Source organism: Gemmatimonadaceae bacterium (assembly GCA_036496605.1).
In the GTDB taxonomy this organism is placed as follows: Bacteria; Gemmatimonadota; Gemmatimonadetes; order Gemmatimonadales; family Gemmatimonadaceae; genus AG2.
In genome coordinates this window covers 311,232-336,450 of record DASXKV010000050.1, presented here as the reverse complement: position 1 = coordinate 336,450, position 25,219 = coordinate 311,232, and the positions used below count along the sequence as shown (strand labels likewise).

The 25,219-nt window shown below is 63.8% G+C and carries 21 protein-coding genes; 9 read left to right on the top strand and 12 right to left on the bottom strand.

Translation table 11 applies throughout. The features are described 5' to 3' along the window. Positions 1-97 precede the first annotated feature (97 nt). On the bottom strand, positions 98-439 hold the full coding sequence (locus tag VGH98_20180; protein ID HEY2378307.1) for a PadR family transcriptional regulator: 342 nt from the start codon (positions 437-439) through the stop codon (positions 98-100). Between the two features lie 74 nt (positions 440-513). Continuing rightward, positions 514-1,143, bottom strand: a complete 630-nt coding sequence (locus VGH98_20175; GenBank protein HEY2378306.1) for a hypothetical protein — start codon at positions 1,141-1,143, stop codon at positions 514-516. Positions 1,144-1,290: 147 nt separating this feature from the next. On the opposite strand from VGH98_20175, the gene VGH98_20170 reads away from it, so the two are divergent. Next, positions 1,291-3,183, top strand: a complete 1,893-nt coding sequence (locus VGH98_20170; protein ID HEY2378305.1) for a BTAD domain-containing putative transcriptional regulator — start codon at positions 1,291-1,293, stop codon at positions 3,181-3,183. 30 nt (positions 3,184-3,213) lie between these two features. On the opposite strand, the gene VGH98_20165 is transcribed toward VGH98_20170, so the two are convergent. Beyond that, on the bottom strand, positions 3,214-3,795 hold the full coding sequence (locus tag VGH98_20165; GenBank protein HEY2378304.1) for a hypothetical protein: 582 nt from the start codon (positions 3,793-3,795) through the stop codon (positions 3,214-3,216). Positions 3,796-3,969: 174 nt separating this feature from the next. Here VGH98_20165 and VGH98_20160 point away from each other — a divergent pair, with 174 nt between their 5' ends. After that, a complete protein-coding gene (locus VGH98_20160; protein HEY2378303.1) occupies positions 3,970-4,845 on the top strand; it encodes an AraC family transcriptional regulator in 876 nt (291 codons plus the stop codon). Positions 4,846-4,889: 44 nt separating this feature from the next. On the opposite strand, the gene VGH98_20155 is transcribed toward VGH98_20160, so the two are convergent. From VGH98_20155 to VGH98_20145, 3 genes are all read right to left on the bottom strand, one after another. Next, positions 4,890-7,544 (bottom strand): ABC transporter permease, encoded by a 2,655-nt coding sequence (locus VGH98_20155; GenBank protein ID HEY2378302.1) that lies wholly within the window; start codon positions 7,542-7,544, stop codon positions 4,890-4,892. Then, positions 7,541-7,888 carry a PadR family transcriptional regulator gene (locus VGH98_20150; GenBank protein ID HEY2378301.1) on the bottom strand — a complete coding sequence of 116 codons (348 nt, stop codon included), beginning with the start codon at positions 7,886-7,888 and terminating at the stop codon, positions 7,541-7,543. The genes VGH98_20155 and VGH98_20150 overlap by 4 nt, the downstream gene beginning before the upstream one ends. A gap of 119 nt (positions 7,889-8,007) precedes the next feature. Beyond that, positions 8,008-8,475 (bottom strand): hypothetical protein, encoded by a 468-nt coding sequence (locus VGH98_20145; GenBank protein ID HEY2378300.1) that lies wholly within the window; start codon positions 8,473-8,475, stop codon positions 8,008-8,010. 149 nt (positions 8,476-8,624) lie between these two features. On the opposite strand from VGH98_20145, the gene VGH98_20140 reads away from it, so the two are divergent. Continuing rightward, positions 8,625-10,757: a prolyl oligopeptidase family serine peptidase gene (locus VGH98_20140; protein ID HEY2378299.1), complete on the top strand. Its 2,133-nt coding sequence runs from the start codon at positions 8,625-8,627 to the stop codon at positions 10,755-10,757. Between the two features lie 16 nt (positions 10,758-10,773). Here the strand turns inward: VGH98_20140 and VGH98_20135 are convergent, their stop codons facing one another. The 3 genes from VGH98_20135 to VGH98_20125 form a co-directional block, all read right to left on the bottom strand. Then, positions 10,774-13,116 (bottom strand): carbohydrate binding family 9 domain-containing protein, encoded by a 2,343-nt coding sequence (locus tag VGH98_20135; protein HEY2378298.1) that lies wholly within the window; start codon positions 13,114-13,116, stop codon positions 10,774-10,776. A gap of 318 nt (positions 13,117-13,434) precedes the next feature. After that, on the bottom strand, positions 13,435-15,252 hold the full coding sequence (locus VGH98_20130) for a M56 family metallopeptidase (GenBank protein HEY2378297.1): 1,818 nt from the start codon (positions 15,250-15,252) through the stop codon (positions 13,435-13,437). Continuing rightward, complete coding sequence (locus tag VGH98_20125) at positions 15,249-15,638, bottom strand: BlaI/MecI/CopY family transcriptional regulator (protein HEY2378296.1); 390 nt, start codon at positions 15,636-15,638, stop codon at positions 15,249-15,251. Before VGH98_20125 ends, VGH98_20130 begins: the two co-directional genes overlap by 4 nt. 335 nt (positions 15,639-15,973) lie before the next feature. Here VGH98_20125 and VGH98_20120 point away from each other — a divergent pair, with 335 nt between their 5' ends. From VGH98_20120 to VGH98_20110, 3 genes are all read left to right on the top strand, one after another. Then, positions 15,974-16,222 carry a hypothetical protein gene (locus VGH98_20120; GenBank protein ID HEY2378295.1) on the top strand — a complete coding sequence of 83 codons (249 nt, stop codon included), beginning with the start codon at positions 15,974-15,976 and terminating at the stop codon, positions 16,220-16,222. A gap of 218 nt (positions 16,223-16,440) precedes the next feature. Next, positions 16,441-18,555: a prolyl oligopeptidase family serine peptidase gene (locus tag VGH98_20115; GenBank protein HEY2378294.1), complete on the top strand. Its 2,115-nt coding sequence runs from the start codon at positions 16,441-16,443 to the stop codon at positions 18,553-18,555. Between the two features lie 120 nt (positions 18,556-18,675). Continuing rightward, positions 18,676-20,160 (top strand): hypothetical protein, encoded by a 1,485-nt coding sequence (locus VGH98_20110; GenBank protein ID HEY2378293.1) that lies wholly within the window; start codon positions 18,676-18,678, stop codon positions 20,158-20,160. Positions 20,161-20,208: 48 nt separating this feature from the next. Here the strand turns inward: VGH98_20110 and VGH98_20105 are convergent, their stop codons facing one another. Beyond that, positions 20,209-20,661 (bottom strand): response regulator, encoded by a 453-nt coding sequence (locus VGH98_20105; GenBank protein ID HEY2378292.1) that lies wholly within the window; start codon positions 20,659-20,661, stop codon positions 20,209-20,211. A gap of 86 nt (positions 20,662-20,747) precedes the next feature. On the opposite strand from VGH98_20105, the gene VGH98_20100 reads away from it, so the two are divergent. Then, on the top strand, positions 20,748-20,978 hold the full coding sequence (locus VGH98_20100; GenBank protein ID HEY2378291.1) for a hypothetical protein: 231 nt from the start codon (positions 20,748-20,750) through the stop codon (positions 20,976-20,978). Between the two features lie 15 nt (positions 20,979-20,993). Here the strand turns inward: VGH98_20100 and VGH98_20095 are convergent, their stop codons facing one another. Together VGH98_20095 and VGH98_20090 are read right to left on the bottom strand one after the other, a co-directional pair. Further along, positions 20,994-21,941 carry an FtsX-like permease family protein gene (locus VGH98_20095; protein ID HEY2378290.1) on the bottom strand — a complete coding sequence of 316 codons (948 nt, stop codon included), beginning with the start codon at positions 21,939-21,941 and terminating at the stop codon, positions 20,994-20,996. Positions 21,942-21,943: 2 nt separating this feature from the next. Beyond that, positions 21,944-23,101, bottom strand: a complete 1,158-nt coding sequence (locus VGH98_20090) for an ABC transporter permease (GenBank protein ID HEY2378289.1) — start codon at positions 23,099-23,101, stop codon at positions 21,944-21,946. A 207-nt stretch (positions 23,102-23,308) separates the two neighbouring features. Between VGH98_20090 and VGH98_20085 the strand changes: the two genes are divergently transcribed. Together VGH98_20085 and VGH98_20080 are read left to right on the top strand one after the other, a co-directional pair. Continuing rightward, the gene (locus tag VGH98_20085; GenBank protein HEY2378288.1) at positions 23,309-23,431 is read left to right on the top strand and encodes a hypothetical protein; all 123 of its coding nucleotides are present in this window, start codon (positions 23,309-23,311) and stop codon (positions 23,429-23,431) included. Between the two features lie 64 nt (positions 23,432-23,495). Next, positions 23,496-25,181: a carboxypeptidase-like regulatory domain-containing protein gene (locus VGH98_20080; GenBank protein HEY2378287.1), complete on the top strand. Its 1,686-nt coding sequence runs from the start codon at positions 23,496-23,498 to the stop codon at positions 25,179-25,181. Positions 25,182-25,219: the final 38 nt, after the last annotated feature.

Below are 25,219 nucleotides of genomic sequence, written 5' to 3'. Positions count from 1 at the left end.
GTGAAACGCGAACTCCTCGGATAATTCGCGGTCAACCGTTTGCCCGTGCACGAGCGCGCGAAGCCAGTGATATAGATGAGTGAGCATGGCGTCGGCCTCACACCGCCCGAAGAATCCATTCGACGGCCGCGGCGTATCGGCGCCACGAGTCGGTTTCCTCGCCGAGGGCTCGCCGCCCGGGCACAGTGATGCGATAGTACTTGGCGCGCCGGTTGTTGTCCGTCGTTCGCCATTCGCTCTTGATCCATCCCTTCTGCTCGAGCCGCTGAAAGGCGAGGTAGAGAGAACCATGGTTCGCGGCCAGCGTGCCGCGGGAGAGCACCTCGATGCGCTGGCTTATGCCCCAGCCGTGCATTGGCTCGAGTGCCACGGTCTTGAGCACGAGAAGGTCGAGCGTCCCTCGCAACACATCCGATTGCGCGTTGTGAACCTCCGTCATCGCCCCCTTCTACTGGAAGCCAGGAGAAAGAGTATGGTGATGAGGGATCACGAAATAAGATGCTCGTCGGATGCCTACTGGCCCATTCCCTGGATTTTGATAGTCCCCCTGGACGCGCCACCGCCCACGCCACCGGGAGCGACCGTGTGCTGATCTTCGACGTAGTGGAAGACCAATCCATCGCTCGACCGCGTGACGTCGCCCTCCCAACGAAACGACGTTGACGCGCTGCCCAAATTCACACTGTACTTCACAATTCCTTCGTAGAGCGTCGGCGTGTTTTGAATGAATGGACAGAACTTGGACGGATCAAAGGGAAAGAGCGCGGAGATGTCCGTACCCGCATAGATCGCAACGTGCGTGTCTGCCGCCTTGAGCAGGAGCCGACTACCCTGGGCAACTGAGGGAGTATGTACCGCCTGGCCGTCGACGGCGTCGCGTGTGCTTGCGTCGGTGCACACCGGCAGATTGTCCACCGGGCCATGAATCGCCAGGATCCCCTGGTCGGCGTCCACGGTGATGACACGCACTTCGATCCCGGCTACGCGCACGATAATCGGCGAGTGATCGACGAAATTGTTGGTGAAGTCGGCATTGGCACGCGTCGGAGCTAGCCGGGCAGCCGTCATCTGAGTGTCTCCGCTGCATCCGGCGAGCACAATGAAGAAGATCAGCGGCAGATGTCGCTTGTCTATCGAGTGCATGAAGCCTCCTGGGGGGAATGTGGCCTTTGGGCGCGGCGTACCCGATCGGGCGACTGCTGGACTGACCGCGCGCGTGTCGTCATCATAGGAGCGATCGCTCACGTCGCGATCATCTAGCGGTCATTTCTGGGTACCGACGACGGGGATTTGACGCATTTGATAGAGTTCACAACTCTTGGAGGCATCGACCTCCGCTCCGGCGACGGGCAGCGAATCCGGACGCTCCTCGGCCAACCAAAGAAGATTGCGATTCTCGCGTACATCGCCGGGAGCTCCCGCGGCTCATCGCGCGAACGCAGTATGCTCCAGGCGATGTTTTGGCCCGAGCAGGACGATGGCCACGCGCGTCATTCGCTGAATCAGACGCTGCATGTTCTGCGCACGGGCCTTGGCGGGCAGGGCATCGAGTCGATCGGTCGAGCGCAGGTCGCAATCGAACAGGACGTCATCCTCTGCGACGTGTTCGCATTCTATCGGGCCATGCGCTCAGGGGATCTCGAGACCGCCGAGCGATGCTATCGCGGCGGCTTTCTCCCAGGATTTGTCGTCGCTCGACTACCAGAGTTCGAGCGATGGCTGGATCGAAAACGAAATCGCCTTGGCCGTGATGCCGCGCAGATTGTGTGGAAACTGGCGCTCAGCCGCGAACGAGCGGGTGACATGGAAACGGCAATCTCCTATGCTCGGCGGCTGCTCGACCTGACGCCTTACGATGAAGGCGCACTGCAGAGGGTCGTGGAGTTGCTCGGCAGGGCGGGAGATCAGGCGAGCGCGAGAGAAGTGTGCGATGCATTCGCGCGCGCAATGCGCGCTGATCTCGATGTCGAGCCGTCGCCAAGCACGCTCCGACTCATGCAATCGCTCGAGGTTCGTTCGATTCGCCCAGCCGCGCGTGCTCGCTCTTCAGCAACGGTCACCGCGCTGTCAGCAGAGAGGGTTCGCGCTTCAGGGCGATCTCCACTAGCGCGGCGCAGTGTGCGAACGCGCGTCGTCGGAGCTTTGGTGACTCTGGCGGCGGCGGGAATGCTGATCCTGCTCGGAGGATCTCCGAGCCTTCGCAATCCGTGGCGGGCCCTTGGCAAAGAGCTGGGTGATGAGCGACGGGCGACCGCCGACCGCTTCTACAAAAAGGGCCGAACAGAATGGAATGAGCGAACGCCGGAAGGGCTGAGGGCCGCGTTGTCAGACTTTACTGAGGCCGTTCGCCAAGACAGCACACTTGCCGAAGGCTATAGCGGTATCGCCGACACGTATGCGATGCTCGCCTGGTATGGCCTGTCACCCTCGGCGGAGGAGCTCCAGCGCGCGCGCCGGTCGGCGGAACGCGCGGTGGCTCTCGATCCGAACAGTGCCGCGGCACACGCTTCGTTAGGCAACGTCGAGCAATTGGTCGGTCACGACCTGCGCGCACAGGCTGAATACCGGCGCGCGATCGAGTTGGACGGATCCTACGTCGCCGCGCGGGACTGGCTCGCATTCGACCTTGCCGCGCACGGAGAGGTGCAGGAGGCGGTGACTCAACTGAGCGAGGCGCGATCGGTGGCGCCACAATCGGCAGTCGTCGGAACGGATCTGGCCACCATGCTATTCTGGTCGCGCGACTACACGCATGCTCTTGCCGAGCTCCAGAGAGTCGCGACGATCGACCCATCCTACGAGCCGATGCATCACTTGCTGTGGCGTGTGAATGAGGCGCTCGGCAGGAGGAAAGAGGCAATCGACGCTCTGCAGCGCATCACACGTGACGAAGGTGATGGCGAGAAGGGTGTGCACGCCATGGAGCGCGCGTACGCCACGGGAAATTGGTCGAGTGTGCTCCAGCAACGATTGAGCATTCTCGAACGACCGCTACCAAATCGCCGCCTTCGGAGCATCGAAGCGGCCACCCTGGCGGCGAAACTTGGCCGCCCTCGATCGGCCGTCGCGTGGTTGATGAAAGCGCGAGACGAGGGAAATGTTGCCCTGCGGTTTGCCCGATTGGATCCGGCGCTCGACTCGGTCCGCGGTGATCCACGAGTGAAGGCGATTCTGAAGGAGTAATTCGCATCCTTCCGAAGCGCACCGCGATGTTTATCGAACCTGAATGTTACCGGCGGTCACTGGATACGTGCGCGCGTTATCCGCTGGCCACGATTGTGCAGCGCAGTATTCGGCGGACGACGCGAATGATCCGACAAAGCCGTAGAAGGTGGTGCGGTCCACGGACGCGCCGCCCTCGCCAGCATCCAAGACACGGAACCAAACGTCTTGTCCCGGCGCTGTGATTGGAACGATGTAGTCAGGATCGGTCGAGCGGTTCTCCTTGACCTTGCCACCAATCCACGCGCGCCCGTTTGCAGGGTCGACCGTGAGACAGGTGACCTCACCGGTGACGTCGAACGTGCCCGTTTCGAACTGCACAAACTGATGGAACTCGCCGCTTGCACTACCGTCTGCCTTAGCACTCGCGCTGAAGGCGAACCTCGCGTCGTATGTCGCGGCGAGCAGATAGTGGCCGCCGCCCGTCGCCAACGCCACGACGTCATTTGACGCCGCTGAGAGCGACGTTCCAGGCAGAACGTTCGCCGCGCGGGCGGCGGGTTGAAATGGGGAATCGCAAGCAAGGGCTGACAACGCGATGCCCGCAATCATGACCGAAAACGAAATCCGCATCAGATCTCTCCGCTCCAAAGGACGGCTCGACACGCCGATCGGCGCGCGGATGCTTGTGCGCCGGTCGACTCGCACTTTATGCTAGGCACGACAACTCGCGCCGTCTTGCACGTCGTTGACTCCCTTGTACGCGCTTTGCCTGGGCGAACGCACCAGACTGGTGTAACCTGAGAGATGAGCGATCTCGTTTCGCGCGCTGTGCCGGTGACGATGGGAAGCCCCCGCTTCGTGAACGTCGAAACCCCGAGCGGGGGTGTAGCGCACGCATGGTTTCCACCCGGTGTCTGCCTTCAGCCGCACACACACGACCGGCCGATCGTCGCCGTCATGCTCGAGGGCTCGTTCCTCACCTCGATCGCGCGGCGCGCGCTCGATTGCACGGAAAGATGTGTCTGGACTGAGCCACTCGGCGAGATGCACTCGAACGTCTCTGGAACGCGCGGAGCACGTGTGGTTGTCGTACAGCCTAACGCGCGACACTTCGACGAGATGGCGGGGGTCGGTCGCTTAACGAGTGAAGTCAGCCTTCGAAGTGACGCAGTCATTGCGGCCGACGGTCGGCGAATCGTCGACGAGATGCGCCTTTCCGACTCCGCGTCTCCACTGGCGATCGAAGCGCTGATCATCCAGATCATGGCGCGCGGGGTGCGGGCGATTCGGCAACAGAGTGCGGCCCGCGATGACCCGCGCTGGGTGGCGCGCATTCGCGAACTATTGCACGCGCGTTTTCGCGATAGGCTGACGCTCGGCGACTTAGCAGCCGCTGCGGAAATTCATCCCTGTCATCTCTCGCGCAGTTTTCGTCGGCACTTTCATAAGACATTCGCCGATTACGTGCGCGCACTGCGTGCCGATTGGGCTGCCGAGCAATTGGCCACGAGCGATGCATCGATCGCGGAGATCGCGGTCAGCGCGGGCTACGTCGACCAGAGTCACTTCACGCGACAGTTCCGCATGCGCCTTGGCGTCACCCCGGCCGAGTATCGGCGGTGTGTCCGTGGCCGACCAAGGCTTTCCCAGATCGAGAGCCAGGAGCATGAGCCATGGTGAACTGCTCGCGCTGAGCTGGGCTGAGTATCGCTGAGCGGACGCGATCAATCTTCCCGCAGCGCTACAACCGCCGCAATGCGCAATGCGCGACGTGCCGGGACGCCCGTCGCCACGAGCGACACCAAGACCATCACCGTAGCAGCCGCCGCGAACACGGCGACGCTAGCGGGCGGTACCTGATACAGCATCGATGCGACGAGTCGCGCCACGCCGATAGAGATGCCGAGTCCCAGCACCACACCGACCAGCAGCAACCTACCGACGTGCCCAACGACGACCTGTAACACGTCGTGTTGCCGCGCGCCGAGGGCAACGCGGATCCCGATCTCCTTCGTGCGCTGCGCCACTGCGTAGCTCACGACGCCGTACAATCCGATCGCCGCGAGCAGCGACGCAATCGCGGCAAGCATTATCAAAAGTTGCATGGCGGCGTGCTGGCCCTCGAGTGGTCCATTGACGTACGTCGCGAACGACATCGCATTGAACAGCGGCACACTCGGATCGATAGCGCGCACCGCGTGCTCGATCGCCTGCACCGCGTTCGGTAGCGGACCCGCGGTGCGCACGAGGAACGCGTAGCTGTATTCGGGCCGATACACCTGGCGCACGGGGACGTAGAAGTAGGGCGTCGGCGACTCCGTGAGGCGGTAGAACTTGGTGTCCTTCGAGACGCCAACGATGGTGAACCAACGACCCCACCCATGGACCCGCACACCGATTGCGGGCCCGCCACCGAGAAACCGTCGGATGAATGCTTCGTTGACGATCATGACCGCGGCGTGCGCCGAATCGTCGGCGAGCGTGAATTCGCGGCCGGCCGCCAGCGGCACGTGGAGCACCTTGAAATAGTTCGGTCCGATCGCCGCGCGATACAACTTCATATTCTCGTTCGGCGCCGGCGCATAGCCTTCGACGCGCAGATCTTCCCACGAGCCGGGCCCGAAACTGAGTGGCACATAATCGGTGTACGTCACGTCGGTGACGCCGGGCTCTCGAGCGAGACGATCGGCGGTGTTCGTGAGAAAGGCCTCGCCCTGCGCCGAGTCATAGCCGGCGAGCGTTAGGCTCACCGAGGCCATCGCCACCCCGTTCGGATCGAAGCCGGGCGACACGTCGCGCGTATGGCGGAAGCTCTCGTAGAACAATCCTGCACCCACGAGTGACACGACGGCCAGCGTCATCTCGATCGTGACGAGCGTGCGTCGAGCCCGCGTCATCTGCCGACTTCCGACGGCTCCGCGTTCACCGCCGCCGGCGAGCCGCTCGACTAACGCTGCTCGCGAGCCTTGCAGCGCGGGAACGAGACCGGCCAGCACTGTCACTCCCACGGCCAGAAGCGCCGTGAATGCCAGCAGGGTGCCGTTCACCTGCGGCGCACGCAGCATCGGCCGCGCGAACGACGGAACAAGTGTGTTCAGCGAACGCGCCAGCCATATCGTGCACACGAGACCAATCGCCGCGCCGCTCACCGCGAGCAGCGAGGCCTCGGTGAGCAGCTGACGCAACAAGCGGCCGCGCGGTGCGCCAAGCGCCATCCGCAGCCCGAGCTCGCGCGCCCTCGCCGTTGCGCGCGCCAGGAGCAGACTCGCCGCGTTCGCGCAGACGATGAGCAGCACGAGCGCGCACGCGACGAGAAGCACGACGAGCGGCGAACGCAGGGCGTCCTGAGCGCCATAATGCGACTGCCACAGGGGCATCAGTCGGCCGCCCATACCCTTGCTCACCGCGCCGTTTGCTTGCGCCGCGAGCGCCGCCAACGCTTCCACTTCGGAGCGTGCGGCGCCTAACGTCACGCCGTCACGCAGTCGCGCGAGCACGCGGAACGTGCGTGTGCCACGATCGCGGAGCCACCACGCTCCCGTCGGCACGATTTGCCCCAGCATCGCGGCCGGCACCCACGCGTCGAACTGCTCACCTGGCATCGAGCCATGGAACTCCCGCGCCGCCACGCCCACGACGCGGAACGGGAAGCGGTTGATGTCGACCACCCGGCCGATGACAGTGCTGTCGCCATGCCAGCGTCGCTGCCACAAGGAATGACTGATGACGACGACCGGTTGTGCGCCCTCCGATTCCTCCACCCCCGAGGGGAAAAAGCTCCCCAGGGCCGGGCGTACGCGAAGCACGTCGAAGAAGTTCGCGGACACGAGCTCGCCCCATATGCGTTCCGTGTTTAACGCGTCGCCGAAAGCAAGCGCGGTGGGATACGCGGCCGCGAGTCCGTCGAAGGATTTAAGGTATCGGCGAAAGTCGCGGTAATCGAGCCACGATGTCGGTGTCCAGCTGCCCGAGGCGGTCGTCGTCTCGAGTGCCATCACGCGGCTCGGCGCTCCTGCGCCGGGGAGCGGATCGAGGAGCACGCTCCTCGTCCAACTGAACACGGTTGCCGTCGCGGCGATGCCGATCGCGAGTGTCAGGACGATCGTGATCGAGAGCGTCGGCACGCGCCGCATCTGTCGGAGCGCGAAGCGTCCGTCCGCGAGCATCGAGTCGATGGTGGGCCACTGCCACACGTCGCGGCCCTGCTCCTGGATGCGGGTGACGTTGCCGAACGCGCGGCGCGCGGCGGCGCGCGCCGCGGCGGGCGCGAGCCCACGCGCGATCAACTCGTCGGTCTTCTCGTCGAGGTGCGATCGGATCTCGCATGCCAGGTCGTCGTAGAGGCGCCGCCGCTGCAGGAGCCGGTCGAGCCATTTCATATATTGCCGCCGAGCGCGAGGACGAGGGTGATGCCTTCGAGCATGCGCTCGAAGCGCGAGATCTCGACGCCGAGATGCTTGGTGCCCGCGCGCGTGATGCGATAGATGCGGACGCGCCGATTGGTCGCCGATATGCCCCATTCGGCTTCGACGAGACGGTCCTTGAGCAAACGCTGAAGAGCAGGATAGAGCGACCCTTCTTCGACCTGCAAGAGATTGTTGGACGCCTGCTGGATCCGCTGGACGAGTGCGTACCCGTGCATCGGCCGCTGTTTCAGCAGCCGGAGCACCATCATCTCGAGGGCGCCGGGAAAGAGGTCGCGCGCGGTTGCGTCAAGCACCATGCACCCACATTACGGGATGACACCCCAATTCACTCAAGGCCTAGAGTAGAATAGGGTACCGCTCGTCGGATGTCAACGTCAATCTAGATAGTAGCGATTGATTTCCCGGTAACGTTCTCTCACGCGGGCTGGCGATCGACGCTCGTTACGCCGGCCCGCGCACTGCGGAGCATCGCGACCGCGGTTGCTGCGCCGTACAGCACAACAAGAGCGATGACGACAATGAAGCGAGGCCGGGGATGGCCTTCGTGACGGACGCTCTCAACAAAGAAGTAGACTGGCAACATCGCGGCTGCCAGTCCGCCGAGGATTCCGAAGCGCCAGGCGGACAGTTCGCCCAGGCTGCGTCGCCGTTCCGCGACGAGTACGCCGAGGGCAAACATCGCACCGACGACGGCTCCCCAGAGCGTCCATACAATCATCATGCGCCCGATAATTGGCCACGGGTCGACGGTTTTATCGAGCAGCGCGTCCGAAGGGCGTGATTGCCAGAACACCAACAGCCCGTACAAGAAGCCGAGCGGCAGCCACGCCGCTGCCCAGATGCCGGCAGTGACAACGATGGCCTTGAGTCTTCGGAGAATCATGAGTCCAACGCAACCATCCCATTTCAGTGGCCGGCTTCGAGCAAGCTCTGGTAGATCCTTCGTCGCTTCGCTGGCGCTTCGCTCCTCAGGATGACAAGATAAGCGCTCGTTCAACGCGACATGATTTGCCGAGTCATTCCGGAGTCACAATGATCTCCAGCGCTCGCATGGCCCTTCTCTATTCTCTCGTGATCCCGCTGATCGCCGCGCAACTCGCGTCGGCGCAGCAGCAGGCCTCCAGTTCGAGCCAGCGCCCCGATGCGTACCTGTGGCTCGAGGAGCAGCACGGAGATCGTGCCATGAAGTGGGTACGTGACGAGAACGCGAAGACGACGGCGGTGCTCGAGAAAGATCCGCGTTACGGGCAATTCTACGCCGAGGCGCTCGCGATCGCTCAGTCGAATGACCGGATTCCGTACGCGCGATTCATCGGCGGTCAGCTGTACAATTTCTGGCAGGACAGCGCACATGTGCGCGGCATCTGGCGCCGCACGACCGTCGCAAGCTACGGCACCGCGTCACCGCAATGGACGACGGTGCTCGACCTCGATTCGCTCGCCCGAGCCGAGAAGGCGAACTGGGTGTGGCAAGGCGCGGACTGCCTGCCGCCAGCGGACAGGCGCTGCCTGATCTCCCTCTCCGACGGCGGCGAGGACGCGAGCACGGTGCGCGAGTTCGACCTCGTTAGGCGCTCTTTCGTGAAGGACGGATTCGTACTGCCACACGGCAAGCAAGGCTTCGCGTGGATGGGACAGGACACGCTGCTCGTCGCGCGCGAATGGAACCCCGGCGAGCTCACGAAGTCAGGGTATGCGTATGTCGTCAAGCGAGTCGTGCGCGGACAGCCGCTGTCGGCTGCCGTCGAAATCTTCCGCGGCGCTCCGACGGACGAGCTACCGTCGGATCCCACGACTCTGAATGACGGCACAGGTCATCGCATCACGATCATCAGCCGCGGCGTCACATTCTTCGAGTCGAAAAAATTCGTCGTCACCACTGATGGCGTGAGCGAGCTGTCGATCCCCGCGAAGGCGAGGTTCGTGGACATGCTCGACGGGCAGGTGGTTGTACGCCTGTCCGAGCCGTGGGAGATCGGCACGTCTCACATCGCCGCCGGCTCACTCGCGAGCTTCGATGCGGCTGCTGGAGCGAAGGACCCTGGCCACCTGGCGCCGACCACGATCTATCAGCCGGGTCCGCGCGAATCGGTGGAGGACGCCGGCGCGACACATGATGCGCTTCTCGTCGCCGTCAACCAAAACGTGCGCGGCCGAATCTTCCAGTTCACGCGCAAGAGCGACGGCACGTGGACGCACGAGCGGCTCTCCTTTCCCGACAACCTCGCGTTAGGCGTGGCCAGCACGAACCCGCGCGGCCACGAGGCCTTCGTGAACGTCGAGGGATTCCTCACGCCGAGCAGCGTCTGGCTTGCCGACGCGCGCACGGGCGCGGTGTCGAAAGTGAAATCGCGACGCGCCCAATTCGACGCGTCGCGCGACACGGTGGAGCAGCTCGAGGCTGCGTCCACCGACGGAACCAGGATCCCGTACTTCGTGGTCCATCCAAAGGGGATGAAGCTCGACGGCTCGAATCCGACGATCCTCACGGCCTACGGAGGATTCGAGATCTCGATGACGCCCAACTACCAGGACGTAGGCGGAAAGCTCTGGCTCGAGCGGGGCGGGGTGTATGTACTTGCTAACATCCGCGGCGGCGGCGAGTTCGGGCCGGCTTGGCATGAGGCCGGACTCAAGACGCACCGGCAGGTGATCTACGATGACTTTGCGGCAGTGGCCCAGGATCTGATCACTCGTCGCATAACGAGTCCGCGGCGGCTCGGCATCGAGGGCGGTTCGAACGGAGGGCTTCTTATGGGAGTGGAGATGACTCAACACCCCGACCTCTTCCGCGCCGTCGATATTGCGGTGCCGCTGCTCGACATGCTTCGCTTCGAACAGATCGACGCCGGCGCATCATGGGTGGGCGAGTACGGCAGCGTGTCGAACGCGGACGAGCGGGCGTTCTGGGAGCGAACGTCGCCGTATCAGAACCTGAAGGAGGGAGTGAAATATCCGGAGCCGCTCATCTGGACGACGACGAAGGACGACCGGGTCGGACCGCAGCACGCGCGCAAGTTCGCGGCGAAGATGGCGGCACTGGGCGATCCGTATTTGTTTTACGAAGTCGTGGAAGGGGGCCACGGCTCCGGCGCGAATCTGAAGGAGCGCGCGCACACGTCGGCACTCGTGTACACCTACTTCGCGAGGAAGCTCACGGATTAGCGTCTCTTCACGGCCGCTACATTCGAAACAAGTAGCTGTACTTGAAGAAGAAGTAGTCCGACGTCCGCTGGAGCGGCTCGAAGTCGAACCGGCGCGTTGCGTTGGGGAGTCCCGTGCCCGCGTTACCGTACCCGACATACAGAACGGTGCCGGGCCGCGGCGTGTACGAGAACAGATAATCGCCGCGGAGAGTGCGCGACCGCGTCGCGAGTGCCAGTGCGTCGTTCACGAGCAACGGATACTCCGTCCGCGTCTCGTCGCGCAGATCGTTGGTCTCGCCGAAATCGTACTCGCCGACGACGCGCAGGAAGATCGACCGCGTGAGTTGATACTCAACCTTGAGCCTCGGGATCGCATTGCGCGCGACGAGCGAACGGTCGCTGCGCCGCCAGAAATCCTGGTACGAGTATGACCCATCGAGGCGAACGCGATCGTTCGGCCGCATGCTCACGGTGAGCGTCGCGAGGTTGATATTAGCCTGCGCCCACTCGTAAAAATTCTCGTCCTGTCCACCGACGTAGAGCAGCGTGGCGTTGAAGACCTTCCACTGCGGTGTCGCCAACGTAAACACGTAATCGCGGTTGAAGATTCGCGCGACGCCGGTGAAGGGGAGCGTGTCGCCCGCCGGCGACAAGATTCGATAATTCGCGTAGAGCGTCGAATCCCATCCGAACGACTCCCAGTACACGCCGAGGCCGACGTTCCAGCCGCCGCGAAACGCGGCCGTCGCGCTGGTATGAAACTTCTTATCCTGGGCGTCGTCGCCCCGCATAAAGTGCGAGTACTCCCAGGTGTCGTCATAATTGACTAAACCAGTGATGGCCTCGAGCACCGACCCACGATTGGCGTACCAGGTATACCGCTGTTCGGCGAGGCCGTGCACGATCCCGGCGCGCGAAATGAATCCGCTGCCCGCGATGAAGTCGTCGCTGATGCCGTCCAGCAGAAATCGAAAGCCGTATTCTTTCCCGTTTCGGACGAGTGCGCCTGTCCAGAGCGGCGCGTCGCGCACGACGTTCTGCGTTTTGTCGAAGCTTTCCGCATACTGGAAGATCGCATTGTACGCGCCCCCGAACGCGAGTCGTCCGTCGACGTCGGCGACGCGGTTGTAGTTGCCGCCGAGGATGCGATCCGTGTACGCGACGCCGACTCGCGACTGATTGCCAAAGTCGTGCTGTGCGCGCATCACATCGAAGATGGCGCGCTCTCCGCCGTGGGCTGTTATATCGGGGTTGTCCGCGGCGGAGAGGAAGCCGATCGTCGTACCGTTCATCTTGCCCGAGAGCTTGAGCGCCGCGTCGGGCTGCAGGATGTCACGCGTGTAGATCAGCGTGTGCGGGACGCTGAACGCTTCGAGGCCCTCTATGAAAAAGGGGCGCTTTTCTGGAAAGAAAAGCGCCCGGCGTGGATCGATCACGAACTGTCCGGCGTCGGATTCCACTTCTGCGAAATCCGGATGTGCGGTTCCCGTCATCGTCAGCGTGTTCGTCAGGCCCCAGCGCACCGTTCCGCCAAGCTGCGGGCTTTCGGTGCGGTATCCCCAGCCGCCCGTTGTCGCCGGAGCGCCGTTCACGTGTTGCGTCACGACGGGATTGACGTCGAGGACGACGCCGCGGTCGAGACCAGTCAGTCCTTCGATCGTTCCCGATTGCGCGAGGAACGACGCATTCGCTCGCAGCGCTGGCGCCCAACTGTCCTCATAACCCGAGTGCTGCACTTCGCGCACGACGTTCAGGTCCCACGTCTGCACCGCCGCCGACTGATACTTGAGACTCTTGAACGGAATGCGAAGCTCGACTTCGTAGCCGAACGTCGTGAGCCGTCCCTTCGACTCGAACACGAAGTCCTGGCTGAGATCGGCCGACGCGCGCCCGGCGAGCGTCGGCGTCCAACTTCCTCGCGCGCCGAATCCGTTCTCGACGAGCATGCCGTCCATCTGCACACCGAGCGGGTTCACCGCGAAAACGTAGGCCTGTCGCCGGTCGTGAAACGTTCCGATGAGCAACTGCACGTTGTCGTCAGCCGAGATCTTGTCGCGATCGGCGAGTGTGGCGTGAACGGCGCCGTGCGATTCGAAGGCGCGAATGCCGACGTAGAGGGCGCTCGGCGAATACCAGAGCAGCACCTGCGTCGAATCTGCCGCGGGCACGCCGTCCTGCGGCGAGAATTGTGAGAACCCAGCCAACACGGCGGCCGAGCGCCACACCGGTTCACCCAGCGAGCCGTCGATTCGGACCGAGGTCTCCGTTTCGACGCGCGGGATGTGGATGTGGATCTGATTCTCACGGCCCAGGTACGTGGCCAGCGGCTTCGGTTCAACGGCGGCGAGAGCGTGACACAGTGCAAGACAGGCGAGCATGCCAGACGTCGCAGATTCGTAGTGGCATAGATGATGGCCGCACTGGCTCGCGCGCGCAAATGTAAGGCGATTGTTCACTCGGTGAAGAGAGCACCGGCTGGAGAGCGCTCGGGCCGTGCATCTGACGAGCTCCGATGGACCGGGACCGCCTGGCGAGTCCAGGGTTTGGGGACGCGAATCACGCGAATGCGGAGCGAATCCAATCCGGCTACGCGCTTCTAACATGCTCGCGGTAGGTCCTTCGTCGCTTCGCCGGCGCTTTGCTCCTCAGGATGACAACGGATGATCGCACTTCAGGAAGTTGGGCCGGACTGCCGCCTAACGGCTGTCGATGCGCCTCAAGTTTACAAAGTTATAGAATCCTAAGTCTGATACTAAGCGTCTGCATCCTGACTGAGTTGCAGTCGCCGCGCCGATTACTCTTCCATCGACCACATACAGTGGCCCTTCGCGGCTATTGGCGGAGCGGGAGGAATCGACGATCGAGCGATTCGTCGTTGTATCCTGGGGCGTCTGGCGCCCGTGGAAATTGGCGACGCTCATTGACGGTGAGAGCGTGACTCGAGTGAACTCATACCCCGCGGCGCACGCGTCGAGCCAGATCTCCCCGTCCGGCCCCCGTAGCGAGAACTCACCCCGATCATTGGTCAATGCCTCGTTGGGCTCACCGATAGCCAGGTTGCCAGCCACGTTGACGCGTGCGCCACTGATTCCTCGGCCCGTCGCCGCATCGTTGACGGTCCCGGTGATTGCCCGGGACGATGACGGGCGTTCGACGCGCTCCGAAGGGACTGAGTCCTTGACCAGTTTCGCCAATGAGATCGTGATGCTGCTATCCGCATCGAATGTCACGCCGAAACCGTAGGCCGCCATGATGTTCTTCAACGCTGTCGTCCACGGCTGATCGACAATATGAGCGGATATGAAACCAGTCACGTCCGACAAGGCAATGATGCGACGATGCGAGAACGATGCGAATGCGGCGATTACATACTGAATCGGAGCATTCTCCCAATCCGCATTGATTCTCGGTTCGGACCTCAGGTGCGGCAGCCGAACCTTGCTCTTTGCCGTGCTCACTTGCGCGGCCAACGGAGCTCTGTCGACGACGGCTGCGCTGGGCATCCCAGCAACACGCTTTGCGTTCGAGCTACCTATAGCACGGGCGGCGATGAACGGCGAGCGAGGAACACTGTTTCGTGTAGCGCCTAACGCGGCGATGGCGATACCCAACACGAGCGGTAGAGATACGACGAGCGGCCGACGCGGCCTGCTGGTAGTCATGACTCTTATCCTCCGCTCGAGGAGCGATTGGCGCTCGATCAATCCAGTCGCGAGACCCAGAGGCCTCGCGCGGTGTGCCGCGAACTCGAGGAGCAGCGAGCCGTAGCGGTCGACGTCGCAGCCCGCCCACAGCACGCGATGGTCACAATCGAGCTCGATCGCGCGACGAAGACCCCGCGTCACGACCCAGAGGGGCACGTTCCACGGAAAGAGAGCGATGGCGACGGCAGCAAGAAAGAGAGATTGAGGATCGCCTGTCGCGAGGTGCTCGCGTTCGTGCTGCAGCATGAATGATCGCGTGGCGACGTCGAGGGAAAGCGACCATTCTGGAATCACGATCCGCGGACGCCATACGCCAACAACGGCCGGGCCTTGCCGAGGCGCTACCAACACGCGCGTGCCGTCGAGCTCGATCTCCGGCCACGTCGCGCGTGACCTGCGCAGTCGAGCGTACGTGATCAACAACGCGAGGAGGGCGACAGTGGAGCTCACGATCCATCCTCGAATGAGGAAGGGCTCGAGTGAGGTTGCCACGCCACTCAGCGACAACGACCTCGCTCTCGGACGAAGGTCCGTTCGCGCAACGTCCGTACTTGCGTCGCGGTTCTCGAATGCAGCCGTTAGGCGATCGTTGGCACTATGGATTCCCGGCGACTCCGCGGTCGGTATCGACTCGTGCGCGCTGTGCATCATGGGAAGCACCAGCGGAGCGAAGACGGCGATGCCGATCGCAATGAGCCACGGCAGTCGCCTCGGCGCTCGCCACATCCACATGAGATGCTCTGCCGCCAGCGCTGCCAGGTAAGCGAATGTCGTAAGGATCACGGCGTAGATCATCCAGGCGCTCATCATGATTTCGGGCGCCGCCGCGCGAGTGATGCGAGTCGCTCGTCGAGCAACTTCCGAAGGCGCCGCAGCTCATCGGCGTCGACTGCCCGTTCGCTCACGAGCTGCGTGAGGAGCAGTTCCGACGAGCCGGCGAAGACTTTCGCCAGCACGCGACCAAGCGCGCTCTTTCCCGCGGCGTGCTGCGTCACCGTGGGATAGTACCGATGCGCGCGACCTTCCACGCTCGGCCGCGCGTAGCCTTTCTCTTGAAGGGTCCGAAGCACGGTGAGAACCGTGTTGTAGGCGAGCTCGTCGCTCAGTGCGTCGCGGACTTCGGCAACGGTGCCGCTGCCGCGTTCCCAGAGCACTGCCATGACGTCGAACTCACGATCCGTGAAAGAGATTTCCATCGTGGCGACGAGGCTGAGTGAGTTGCGCGCTACAACTAGGTCTCTAGTTGACAGTAACGATGTCAACCGGCGCTGTCAACTACTCTTCTAGTTGTCAGGCGACGATCCTCCTCGTCACTGCAGCCGTGGGACGCAGCAGCACAGCAGCCGTCCGGGAGAGGGCCAGGCTCCTGGCGAGTCCAGGGTTTTCGGACGCGAATAACGCGAATGAGAGCGAAGAACTGTTAGGTACTCCAACCTGACGCTAGCTTCTCACGACGAAGCGATAGAACTTTGGGTGTGGACCAAAGTGAAGCAGCACGCCGACCTGGAAGATGGTCGCGCCGAGATAGCCGATGAGCTGTGGTCCGGCGGAAAACGGTCAGGCGCTCCGTAGTCTTGCATTCGACGATTACTCGGTCGTCGACGTCCATGTCCAGTCGCTGCCGCGCAACGTTCGCCGTCAAGGCCTTCGTAGAAAAACGAGCGGGGTTCGCGGCAAGAACGCGAACGACGGCAGCGCGCAGCCCGCGGGCCAGGGCAAGGGTCGCCCACTCCCGCACCAGGCGCCGACCAATGCCTGCACGCTGAACGGCCTCGAGTAAGTAGATGGCGTGGATCTCCGCAACATATCCTGCAACGGGTTCGCGAATGAGGCCGCCGGAGAGGAACCCCACGACGCCTTCCTCGGTGGTGGCAACGAGAATGTCGCGCGCCGCGTTATCGCGACGAATTTGGAGTTGCGTTTCTTTCATACCAACACGCGTATTATGTCCTCGACAAGCATACCGTCCACCGTCACACAATCATGAGCTCACCGGCCATGCTTCACCCAACCAAGCATCGAAACCGCGGCCGCATCGGGGCCGCTCTCCGGCGATCCGCCATCCTCGTCACCGTAACCTTCGGGACCGCGGCAGCACAGGGGCCGTCGTTTACCATCGACGCCGCGCTCAGTGCACCGTTCCCCAGTGGACTGACGGCTGCACCGGCCGGTGCGAGACTCGCGTGGATCTTCGACGCCGAAGGCAGCCGCAACATCTGGGTCAGCGAACCGGGCGCGAACGGATCGTTCACGTCGAGACAACTGACGAGATACGCTGGTGACATCGGCGTGGAAATCGGGACGCCAGCGTGGAGCTTCGACGGCCTCGCACTCGTGTTCGAGCGCGGTGGTGAGCCGAATCCGCGCGATCTCCCACTCGGAAGCACACCATCGCAGATCTGGACGATCGCCCTCGGCGACACCGCACCGCGCCTGATTGGTGAAGGCAGCTCGCCGACGCCGGCGCCTAACGCCAATATCATCGCGTACGTGGCTCGGAACTCGATCATGCTGGCGCCCTTGGACGGTAGCGGAAAGCCGCAGATTATTGTTCGAGATCTCGGACGGGACGGCTCGCTCGCCTGGGCACCCGACGGCAAGCGCATCGCATTCGTGAGCAGCCGCGGCGATCACAATTTCGTCGGTGTGTACGACCTCGGACGCAAATCGATCACGTGGCTTGCGCCGAGCGTCGACCGAGACGTCGGTCCCATCTGGTCGCCTAACGGTGACAGGATCGCGTTCATCCGCATTCCTCAGGGCGCACCTGGTCCATTTTCATCGACCCGCACCGCCGAGCCGTGGTCGATCTGGATCGCCGATCCTGCGACCGGAAAGGGACACGAGATCTGGCACGCCAACGCCGGCACCGCGAGCCGCTTCTACTCGCTGGAAGGAAACTCGGCGTTCGCGTGGGGTGCGGACGACAGAATCGTGTTTCCGTGGGAAGAAACGGGTTGGGTGCACCTCTACAGCATCGCCGCTGCCGGCGGCACACCGACGCTGCTCACTCCCGGCGACTTCGAGGTGTTCAGCGCCGATCTCAGTCCGGATCGACGTCGCATCGTGTATTCGTCGAATCAGGACGACCTCGATCATCGGCACATCTGGGAGGTGGCGGTGGCAGGCGGAACGCCGACGGCCCTGACGACGGGGCAGACGATCGCGGATCTGGCGGTGTTCACGAGCGACGGCCACTCGGTCGCGTTCCTACACGCGGACGCCAGGAGTCCGATGCGACCAGCGGTGATCTCGCAAACGGGCGGTCGCTTCGGCGCCGTGCAAGACGTCGCGCCGCAAGCGCTTCCCGAGGATTATCCCGGTGCGACGTTCGTGGTGCCCCAGCCGGTGATTTTCCGCTCGCCCGACGGCATGATGATCCACGGCCAGCTCTTCCTGCCGCCCGGCCAATCGCGCGGCGCGCGTCACCCCGCACTGCTCTTCTTTCATGGCGGCCCGTATCGCCAGATGCTCCTCGGCCCGAATCCGATGGATGCGTACTCGTACATGTACGCGGAGAATCAGTATTTCGCGAGCCGCGGATACGTCGTGCTGTCGGTCAACTACCGAGGCGGCACGGGGTACGGCATGAATTTCCGCGTGCCGCCCGATTTCGGTCCGTCCGGAGCGAGTGAATTCAACGACGTGTTAGGCGGTGCGAACTTTCTCAAGGTAAGAGCAGACGTCGACGCCAAGCGCATCGGCGTCTGGGGTGGCAGTTACGGTGGCTATCTCACGGCGCTCGCGCTGGCACGCGCGTCCGATGTTTTTGCCGCCGGCGTCGACTACGCGGGTGTGCACGATTGGAGTGGTCTGCTCAAGGTCTACGCCGCTGCTGGGGCGCAATCCGCGTCGGACAGTCTGGCGTGGACGTCGTCGCCAATGTCATCCATAAAGCGGTGGCACTCGCCGGTGCTCGTGATCCAGGCGGACGACGACCACAATGTGCCGTTCAACCAGAGTGTTCTGCTGACGAAGGCGTTGCGTGAACAGAAGGTACCTAACGAGTTGATCATCATTCCGAACGAGATTCACGATCTGTTGCTCCACCGATCGTGGCTGACGTATTTCCACGCGCAATCGGATTTCCTGGACAAGTACTTGCTTCGGTGATGTTGGTTGTTGGTTGATGGTTGATGGTTGTGGGAGAGAAGCGCGCTCACGGTCGTGTGCCATGACTCCGGCTAGATCGTCCATCGCGTAGCGCAGTGCTTCGCCCAGACGACTATATCCGTGCATTCGCTTCGTCGAACGAGTCGGCATGTCGAACGAGTCGCGACCGCGGCGCTCCTCGCGCTCGCGGCGGCGTGTGCACGAAAGAGCGAGAGCGCGGCCCCAGCCGCGGCCGCGAGCAGTCCGCTCGACGTCGTCACGCGCGGCATCGATTCCACGATCACGTTAGGCGCCTGGCTGCGCAGCCATCCGTCCGACACCGTCCGTTCGGACGAGCCCGAGGCCGCGACAAGTTCCGGACGGCGCTGCCGCAGTGCTCGCGGCTCGGTCGTGATTGCCGGCCGAACGATGCGACGAAGCGCAGTCTTTTACATCTCGGATCCGCCGCCAGGCGAAGCATTGCCAGCCGATACGACCCGACTTGCCGACCGTATGTGCTCGCTCGGCTCGGTATGGCTCGAAAGCTCGGACACGACGTCGGCGGAGGCACTTGCGCTCGAGGATTCGCTCGCACGAATGCTATCGGACGCGTTAGGCGCCAGCGTCAATTCCGCCGACATCTCTGGGATGGGAACGGGCCTCTGGACTCAGCCAAGGACTTGGCGGGGTGGCCGATCGGTCGTGGTCCTCGGCGGCAAGCGGGAGCGATCCTCGCTTACGGACATTCTTGTCGCTTATGCGCACAACAGCGGATTGGACCGCGGCGTCTGGAAGGAGGACTTGGAAGGAGATACGCTCGCTGCGAGCGCCAATGCGGAAATGCTCGCGACAGTGGATTCCGCCATCGACCGCGCGGAACTACCAGCGCTCGGCAAAGAGCTCAAGCTCGTTGCAGAACGACTGCGCCACGCCGGGGAGGACGACACGATCCGCACCGCTTCAATCGATTCCGCGCTCGTCCGCATCGCACTGATGGTTCGTGATTCGCTCGTTTCGTTGGAGCCGGCACGCCGAGCCGCGGCGCTTCTGGCCGCGGACTATATCATGAACGCCACCGCCGGACGGTTGCCGCTCGACAGCATCAGCGCCGGCGCGAATTTCTATCGTCAGCTATCGGCTGCCGGCGTGTCGTATGACGACGATCCCCTCGGCGGTGGACGCGAGTACAACCGGCAGTGGCTCGAAGCCGCCTACAACACCGACTCGTTAGGTGCGACCGGTCGTGAGGCGTTCGTTACCCTCTTGTCACAGGGCTGGGCGATCCACGGCACCTGTCGGGACGGGAGCGATCAGTTCGCCCGGGTCATCGAACACGGCGAAGCGGCGTTGCGCCGCGGCTGGAACGATCCGATGATCCACATCTATGTCGCTACCGCCTACCGCGACATCGTCACAATGGCCCTCGGCGCGGACGAGAGTGGCTACGTCGACAGCACTCGATTCACGCCGCAACTTCCTTCGGCTCGCGTGAACGCGATCGCACATTATCGAGCGGCGCTCGCTGGTCTGGCGAATCGTCTGGATCGGCGCGCGGCCTGGCGCGCTGGCATGGCAGTGCTGCTGTCTCGACTGCACACGCTGAGATACTACTGCATCTACGATTGACGCCGCGAAGAAGCGCATTCACCGACTTGGAGCATACTTCCTACGGCGTTAGTTATGGCGCGTATCCGTAGCCCCACGACTGCATGCTTGTTCGACCGCGCGCTTCACCGTCGATATGTCGACTGGCTTCAGTAAGACTTCGGAAAAACCCTGCTCGAGGAGGGCGGGCACGTCGGCCGTTCCCGCGAGCGCCGTGCATGCGATGACCGGAATGTCGCTCGTGTCGCGATCGGCCTTGAGCGCGGCAAGTACGTCGGGGCCGCTGAGCAACGGCATCGCCAGGTCGAGGATGACGACGTCTGGCCTTTGACGGCGGATTGCCGCGAGCGCCGACAAACCATCTGCCGCGACCTGCGCCTCGTAACCCGCCTGTTCCAAACACGTTGGAATGATGAACAGCGTGTCTGGGTCATCGTCGACTACGAGGACCCGGCCGCGAGGTTCCTGAGGCGCCGTCCGCTCCGCAGTCATCTTGCGACGACGCAGCAATCTGCGGGCCACGTTTGGACCTCGCAGATCATCGAGTAAATCTTTCTTTGTTTGTGCACGTTGGCAACGAGGACGATGTTCGTTATGCTGTGACTGCGATGCTGCATTCGTTCACTGTGCTCCGCGAAGCGCGACGAACCGCCCGACGGCTCGTTGTCGAAGACATGCGCTGCCTCGTGTATGAGCTCCCGCCGATGACGTACGACCGACTCGCGACGCCGTCGCTGGTCTTGGAGAGCGACACCGCCGTCGGCCGTGTGCGCAACTTTCCCGTCGAATGGCGTACGATGAGCGATAGTGAGCTGCTCGCGCTGAGTTGGGCTGAGTAAGGCTGAGCGGCGCTATCATTCTTCCCGCAGCGCCACATTCGGATCGACGCGCGTCGCCCGCAACGCCGGTATAGCGCTTGCCGCCAGCGCGACGCCGAACAGCAACGCGGTCACCGCGCCGAGAATCCACGGATCGCGCGCCGAGACGCCGAACAGGAGCGGGGACACGAATCTTCCACCCGCGAGCGTCAAGGCCAGACCAACCATCACTCCGACCGCGGCAAAGCGCACGCCCGCGCCGACGATCAACCGCAGCACGTCATGCACCTGCGCGCCTAACGCGATGCGAACGCCCAGCTCGTGCGTCCGCAGCGCGACGTCGAACGCGATCACGCCGTACAACCCGATCGCCGCGAGAATCAGTGCGAGTCCGCTGAACGCGACGAACATCGTCGCCCCCGATTGCCAGCTTCGCTCCTGCGGACCGATCACGTCGGTCATCGGCTGGACGAAGACGTAGGCGCTTCCCGGCATCTCCGGCTGGAGCGTGCGACGCACCGTCTCGACGTAATCGCTGGCCTTGCCGCGGACGCGGATGAAGATGATCAGGTCGGTGCTCCCGGCTGGGTTCTGCTCGATCGGCAGGTAGTACTGCAAGCCGCTGCCCTCGGTCAGACTCCAATCCTTGACGTTCTCGGCGATGCCGACGACGGTGGTGCAGGGCATCGTGTCGGCGCGCACGCGGATGCACCGGCCGATCGCGTCGCGTCCGGGCCACAACGCGCGCGCCATCGCCTCGCTGACGATCATCACCTTCGGCGAGTTCTTCGTATCCTCGATCGTGATGCCTCGGCCGCGAAGAATGCGCGTACCCGTTGTGTGAAAGTACGATGGCGATCCCTCCTGAGCCGTGAAGCGGCCGAGGCGCGCAACGCTGTCGATCCCGCTCACGAATAGGCTGAGCGACCAGCTGTCCACGAAGGGGACTGAGAGCGCCAGCGATGCCGACTCGACACCGGGGATGCCTAACGACCGCGCCTCGAGCCGTCGGGCGAGGTTGGCGCGCTCCGACTCCGCGAGCGGCGTCCCGGGTCGTGAACGAACATCACCGGGTCGACGTCGTAGCCGAAGCGGAGTGCGCGCACGTTGCGAAGGCTGCGCACGAAGAGGCCGGCACCGACCAGCAGCACCACCGCGAGCGTGCCTTGAAGCACGAGCAATGCGCTGCGCAGCCCTGAGCGCTGTCGCGTTCCCTCACGCTGGCCAGCCTTGAGTGCGAGCGCGAGCTCCGCGCGGCCGGAGTGAACGATGGGCGCGACACCGGTTACGACCGCCGCGGTGAGCGCCACGACGGCGCAGAATCCCAGCGTACGCCAGTCGGTCGCGACGGAGACCGACTCGTTAGTCCGGAGAAATATCGACCCGAGAATCCGAGAACCGCCCTGCGCGATCGCGAGCCCGGCGAGGCCGCCGAGCGTCGCAAGGATCACGCTCTCCGTCACGAGCTGGGCGAGAAGCCGCATTCTGCCGACGCCGAGGACGACCCGGAGCGCGATCTCACGTTGGCGCTGCAGCGCCCGCGCCAGCATCAGGTTGGCGATGTTCGCGCAGGCGATGAGGAGCACGATCAGCGACACGCCGCTGATCCAGTCAATGATGCGTGCGTCGTGGCTCGCCATCGGTCCGCGCTGGAACTGTATGGGGCCGGCGACGGCACGTAGTTTAGCGATATCGAAAGTCGGCCCTTTGTCGAGGGCGGCTTCGGCGGCGGCGCTGCGGCGATCGGCCGAGGTCAGGTCTGCCGTCGCCGCGGCGAGCGTCGTGCCCGGCCTGCGCCTGACGAGCACCCGAAGTGCCGGCCCCGTGTAGTTCGCGTAGTAATTGGAGTTGTTCCGGCGCACCGCGCCCGCGAAGGTCGTGACCGGGATGAAAAGGGCTGGCGGTACGTTGTCCGCGATGCCGACGAAGCGATCGGGCGCGACGCCGATGATTGTGAACGTCGTGCCCTCGACCGACAATGTTTTCCCGAGTGCTGCGCCGATCCCTTCGTAGTGCGTCTGCCAGTAGCCGTACGAGAGAACGACGACCGGCGAGCCGACGGGAACGGCGTCCTCGCTCGCGGTGAAGTAGCGGCCGAGGGCGGGGGCGCGTCGAAGAAGTTGAAGTAGCTCGCACTCGCGAATGTGACTTCCGTGTCACGCGCGTCCTCGCCGGTGCCGACGGCGAGCGTTCGCTGACCGAAGACGGCGACGCGATCGAATTGCGTCGTCCAACGCGCGAAATCCGCATACTGCGTGTACGAGAGCTCGTTATCGGCAATCTCCTTCCCGTTATCCGGCGAGTACAGGTAGACGCGGTGCACGCGGCCGGGATCGTGGAGATACTCCGGCGTGCGGAACATCAATCGATCGACGATGCCGAACATCGCCGCGTTCGGACCAATGCCGAGTCCGAGCGTGAGGACGACCGCCGCGGTGAAGCCCGGCTTGGCGCGCATACCGCGGAGCGCGTAGCGGATCGAGAACGCTATCACCAGATTCAATTCAGCAGGTTGCGTTTTGTCGGGAGATCTGGAATATGATGGCGAAGACAGCCTTCGCGCTCATCGCGGCGCTCTCGCCGGCAATCGAGGCGCAAGTCATCCACGGCACGGTCACCTCCGCGGTCGCCAATGGCCGCGTCCCTGGGGCCGTTGTCTTGCTCCGCGATTCGAGTCTAACGTACGCGCGTGCCCTGACCTCCGATTCCGGCACCTTCACCATCGGCGCCGGCGTACCGGGACGATATTACCTCCGCGTTATGCGCATCGGTTTTCGTCCGACGGAGAGCGCCGCGTTCGACCTCCGTGGCGATACCACCGTCGCGCTCACGCTCACCGACATCCCAGTCGTCCTTCCTGAGGTCGCCACTCGCGATCGCGGCGACTGCCACGTCCACACCGACTCCACCCCGGCCGCCACCGCCACCTACGCCCTCTGGGAGCAAGCCAAGACCGCCCTCTTCGCCGCCGCCATCACGCTCGAGGAGCGCGACTATCGCTTCACCAAGGTCCTCCACGTCCGCACCTACGACACCAAGCACCAGCAGCTCCGTGACGTCAGCCTGCGCGAGCTCGAGGCCGAGGGTACCGCGCCGTGGGCGAGCCTCCCCGCCGAGAAGCTGCGGAAGGACGGCTACGCGACTGAGGACGACTCGGGGATGACGTTCTTCGCCCCCGACCTCGACGTCCTCCTCTCCCCCTACTTCGCCGACGAGCACTGCTTCCGCCTAACGGCGAGCCGACGTCCCGATCCGTCCGAGCTTGGCCTCGACTTCGAGCCCGCCCACTCTCCCAAGCACGTCGAGATCCGCGGCACCCTGTGGCTCGACTCCGCAACTACCGAGCTCCGGGCGCTCACGTTCACATATGTGAATCTCCCCATCGATCTCTCGCGAGGCGATACGCTCCTCGGCGGCCGCGTCAGCTTCAAGCGGCTCGCCACCGGTGCCTGGATCCTCCCGAACTGGAACATCCGGATGCCCACTCCGCTGCGCACGCTCCACACGTCCGCGATGCGCGGGCTCGAGCCCATGCCGGTGAGCGCGGGGCGCCGCGGACGCTGGCGACTCACGACCGATGTCGTCCGAGTCGCGGGCGGCGACCTCCGCGCGGTCAAGCGCGGCGACTCCACCCAAACAGTCCTCTGGCGAAAGGAAACGGGCACCGTCCGCGTTTTCGCCGCCCTCTCCGCTGACGGCAACGCCAAGCCCGCCGCCGGGGCCATCGTTAGGCTCGTCGGCTCGCCCTACGAGGCCGACGCCGACGCCGGCGCCCACGTCCGGTTCGAGCAAGTGCTCCCCGGCGAGTACCTGTTCGAGGCCACGACGGCACTCCACGAGATCATCGACGCCGTGCCCGCGCGCGTCGCCGTCACCGCCAAGCCTAACGAGGTTGTCGACGCGCGCGTCAATCTCATCCCGTTGGCCGCCGCCGCCGCGACCGTCTGCCAGGTCGATGCGCTGGAGAAGGACCGGGCGGTTGTGGCCGGACGCGTCTGGTTCGGCGACAGCACGCTCGTCGCGCACGCCCGTGTCGCCGTCGAATGGCCCGGCGGCGACGCCCACGCCGACACCCGAGACGACGGCTGGTTCCGCATCTGCAACGTCCCCACCGGCACGCTGCTCCTCGTCAAGGCGTCGCGCGGCTCCGAGCTCTCCACCACCACCGTTACGATCGCGCCGGGCGAGATTGTCCAGCCGCTCGTGCTGCGCCTGAGTCGTTAGGCGCCTTCCACGCTATGCGCCCCACCAGCTGAGGAGTC

Excerpts from the sequence above, each read along its gene's own strand:
- VGH98_20180 (HEY2378307.1), bottom strand. The coding sequence starts at position 439 with ATGACGGAGGTTCACAACGCGCAATCGGATGTGTTGCGAGGGACGCTC.
- VGH98_20175 (HEY2378306.1), bottom strand. The coding sequence starts at position 1,143 with ATGCACTCGATAGACAAGCGACATCTGCCGCTGATCTTCTTCATTGTG.
- VGH98_20165 (HEY2378304.1), bottom strand. The coding sequence starts at position 3,795 with ATGCGGATTTCGTTTTCGGTCATGATTGCGGGCATCGCGTTGTCAGCC.
- VGH98_20160 (HEY2378303.1), top strand. The coding sequence starts at position 3,970 with ATGAGCGATCTCGTTTCGCGCGCTGTGCCGGTGACGATGGGAAGCCCC.
- VGH98_20155 (HEY2378302.1), bottom strand. The coding sequence starts at position 7,544 with ATGAAATGGCTCGACCGGCTCCTGCAGCGGCGGCGCCTCTACGACGAC.
- VGH98_20150 (HEY2378301.1), bottom strand. The coding sequence starts at position 7,888 with ATGGTGCTTGACGCAACCGCGCGCGACCTCTTTCCCGGCGCCCTCGAG.
- VGH98_20145 (HEY2378300.1), bottom strand. The coding sequence starts at position 8,475 with ATGATTCTCCGAAGACTCAAGGCCATCGTTGTCACTGCCGGCATCTGG.
- VGH98_20140 (HEY2378299.1), top strand. The coding sequence starts at position 8,625 with ATGATCTCCAGCGCTCGCATGGCCCTTCTCTATTCTCTCGTGATCCCG.
- VGH98_20135 (HEY2378298.1), bottom strand. The coding sequence starts at position 13,116 with ATGCTCGCCTGTCTTGCACTGTGTCACGCTCTCGCCGCCGTTGAACCG.
- VGH98_20130 (HEY2378297.1), bottom strand. The coding sequence starts at position 15,252 with ATGATGAGCGCCTGGATGATCTACGCCGTGATCCTTACGACATTCGCT.
- VGH98_20125 (HEY2378296.1), bottom strand. The coding sequence starts at position 15,638 with ATGGAAATCTCTTTCACGGATCGTGAGTTCGACGTCATGGCAGTGCTC.
- VGH98_20120 (HEY2378295.1), top strand. The coding sequence starts at position 15,974 with ATGAGCTGTGGTCCGGCGGAAAACGGTCAGGCGCTCCGTAGTCTTGCA.
- VGH98_20115 (HEY2378294.1), top strand. The coding sequence starts at position 16,441 with ATGCTTCACCCAACCAAGCATCGAAACCGCGGCCGCATCGGGGCCGCT.
- VGH98_20100 (HEY2378291.1), top strand. The coding sequence starts at position 20,748 with ATGCTGCATTCGTTCACTGTGCTCCGCGAAGCGCGACGAACCGCCCGA.
- VGH98_20080 (HEY2378287.1), top strand. The coding sequence starts at position 23,496 with ATGATGGCGAAGACAGCCTTCGCGCTCATCGCGGCGCTCTCGCCGGCA.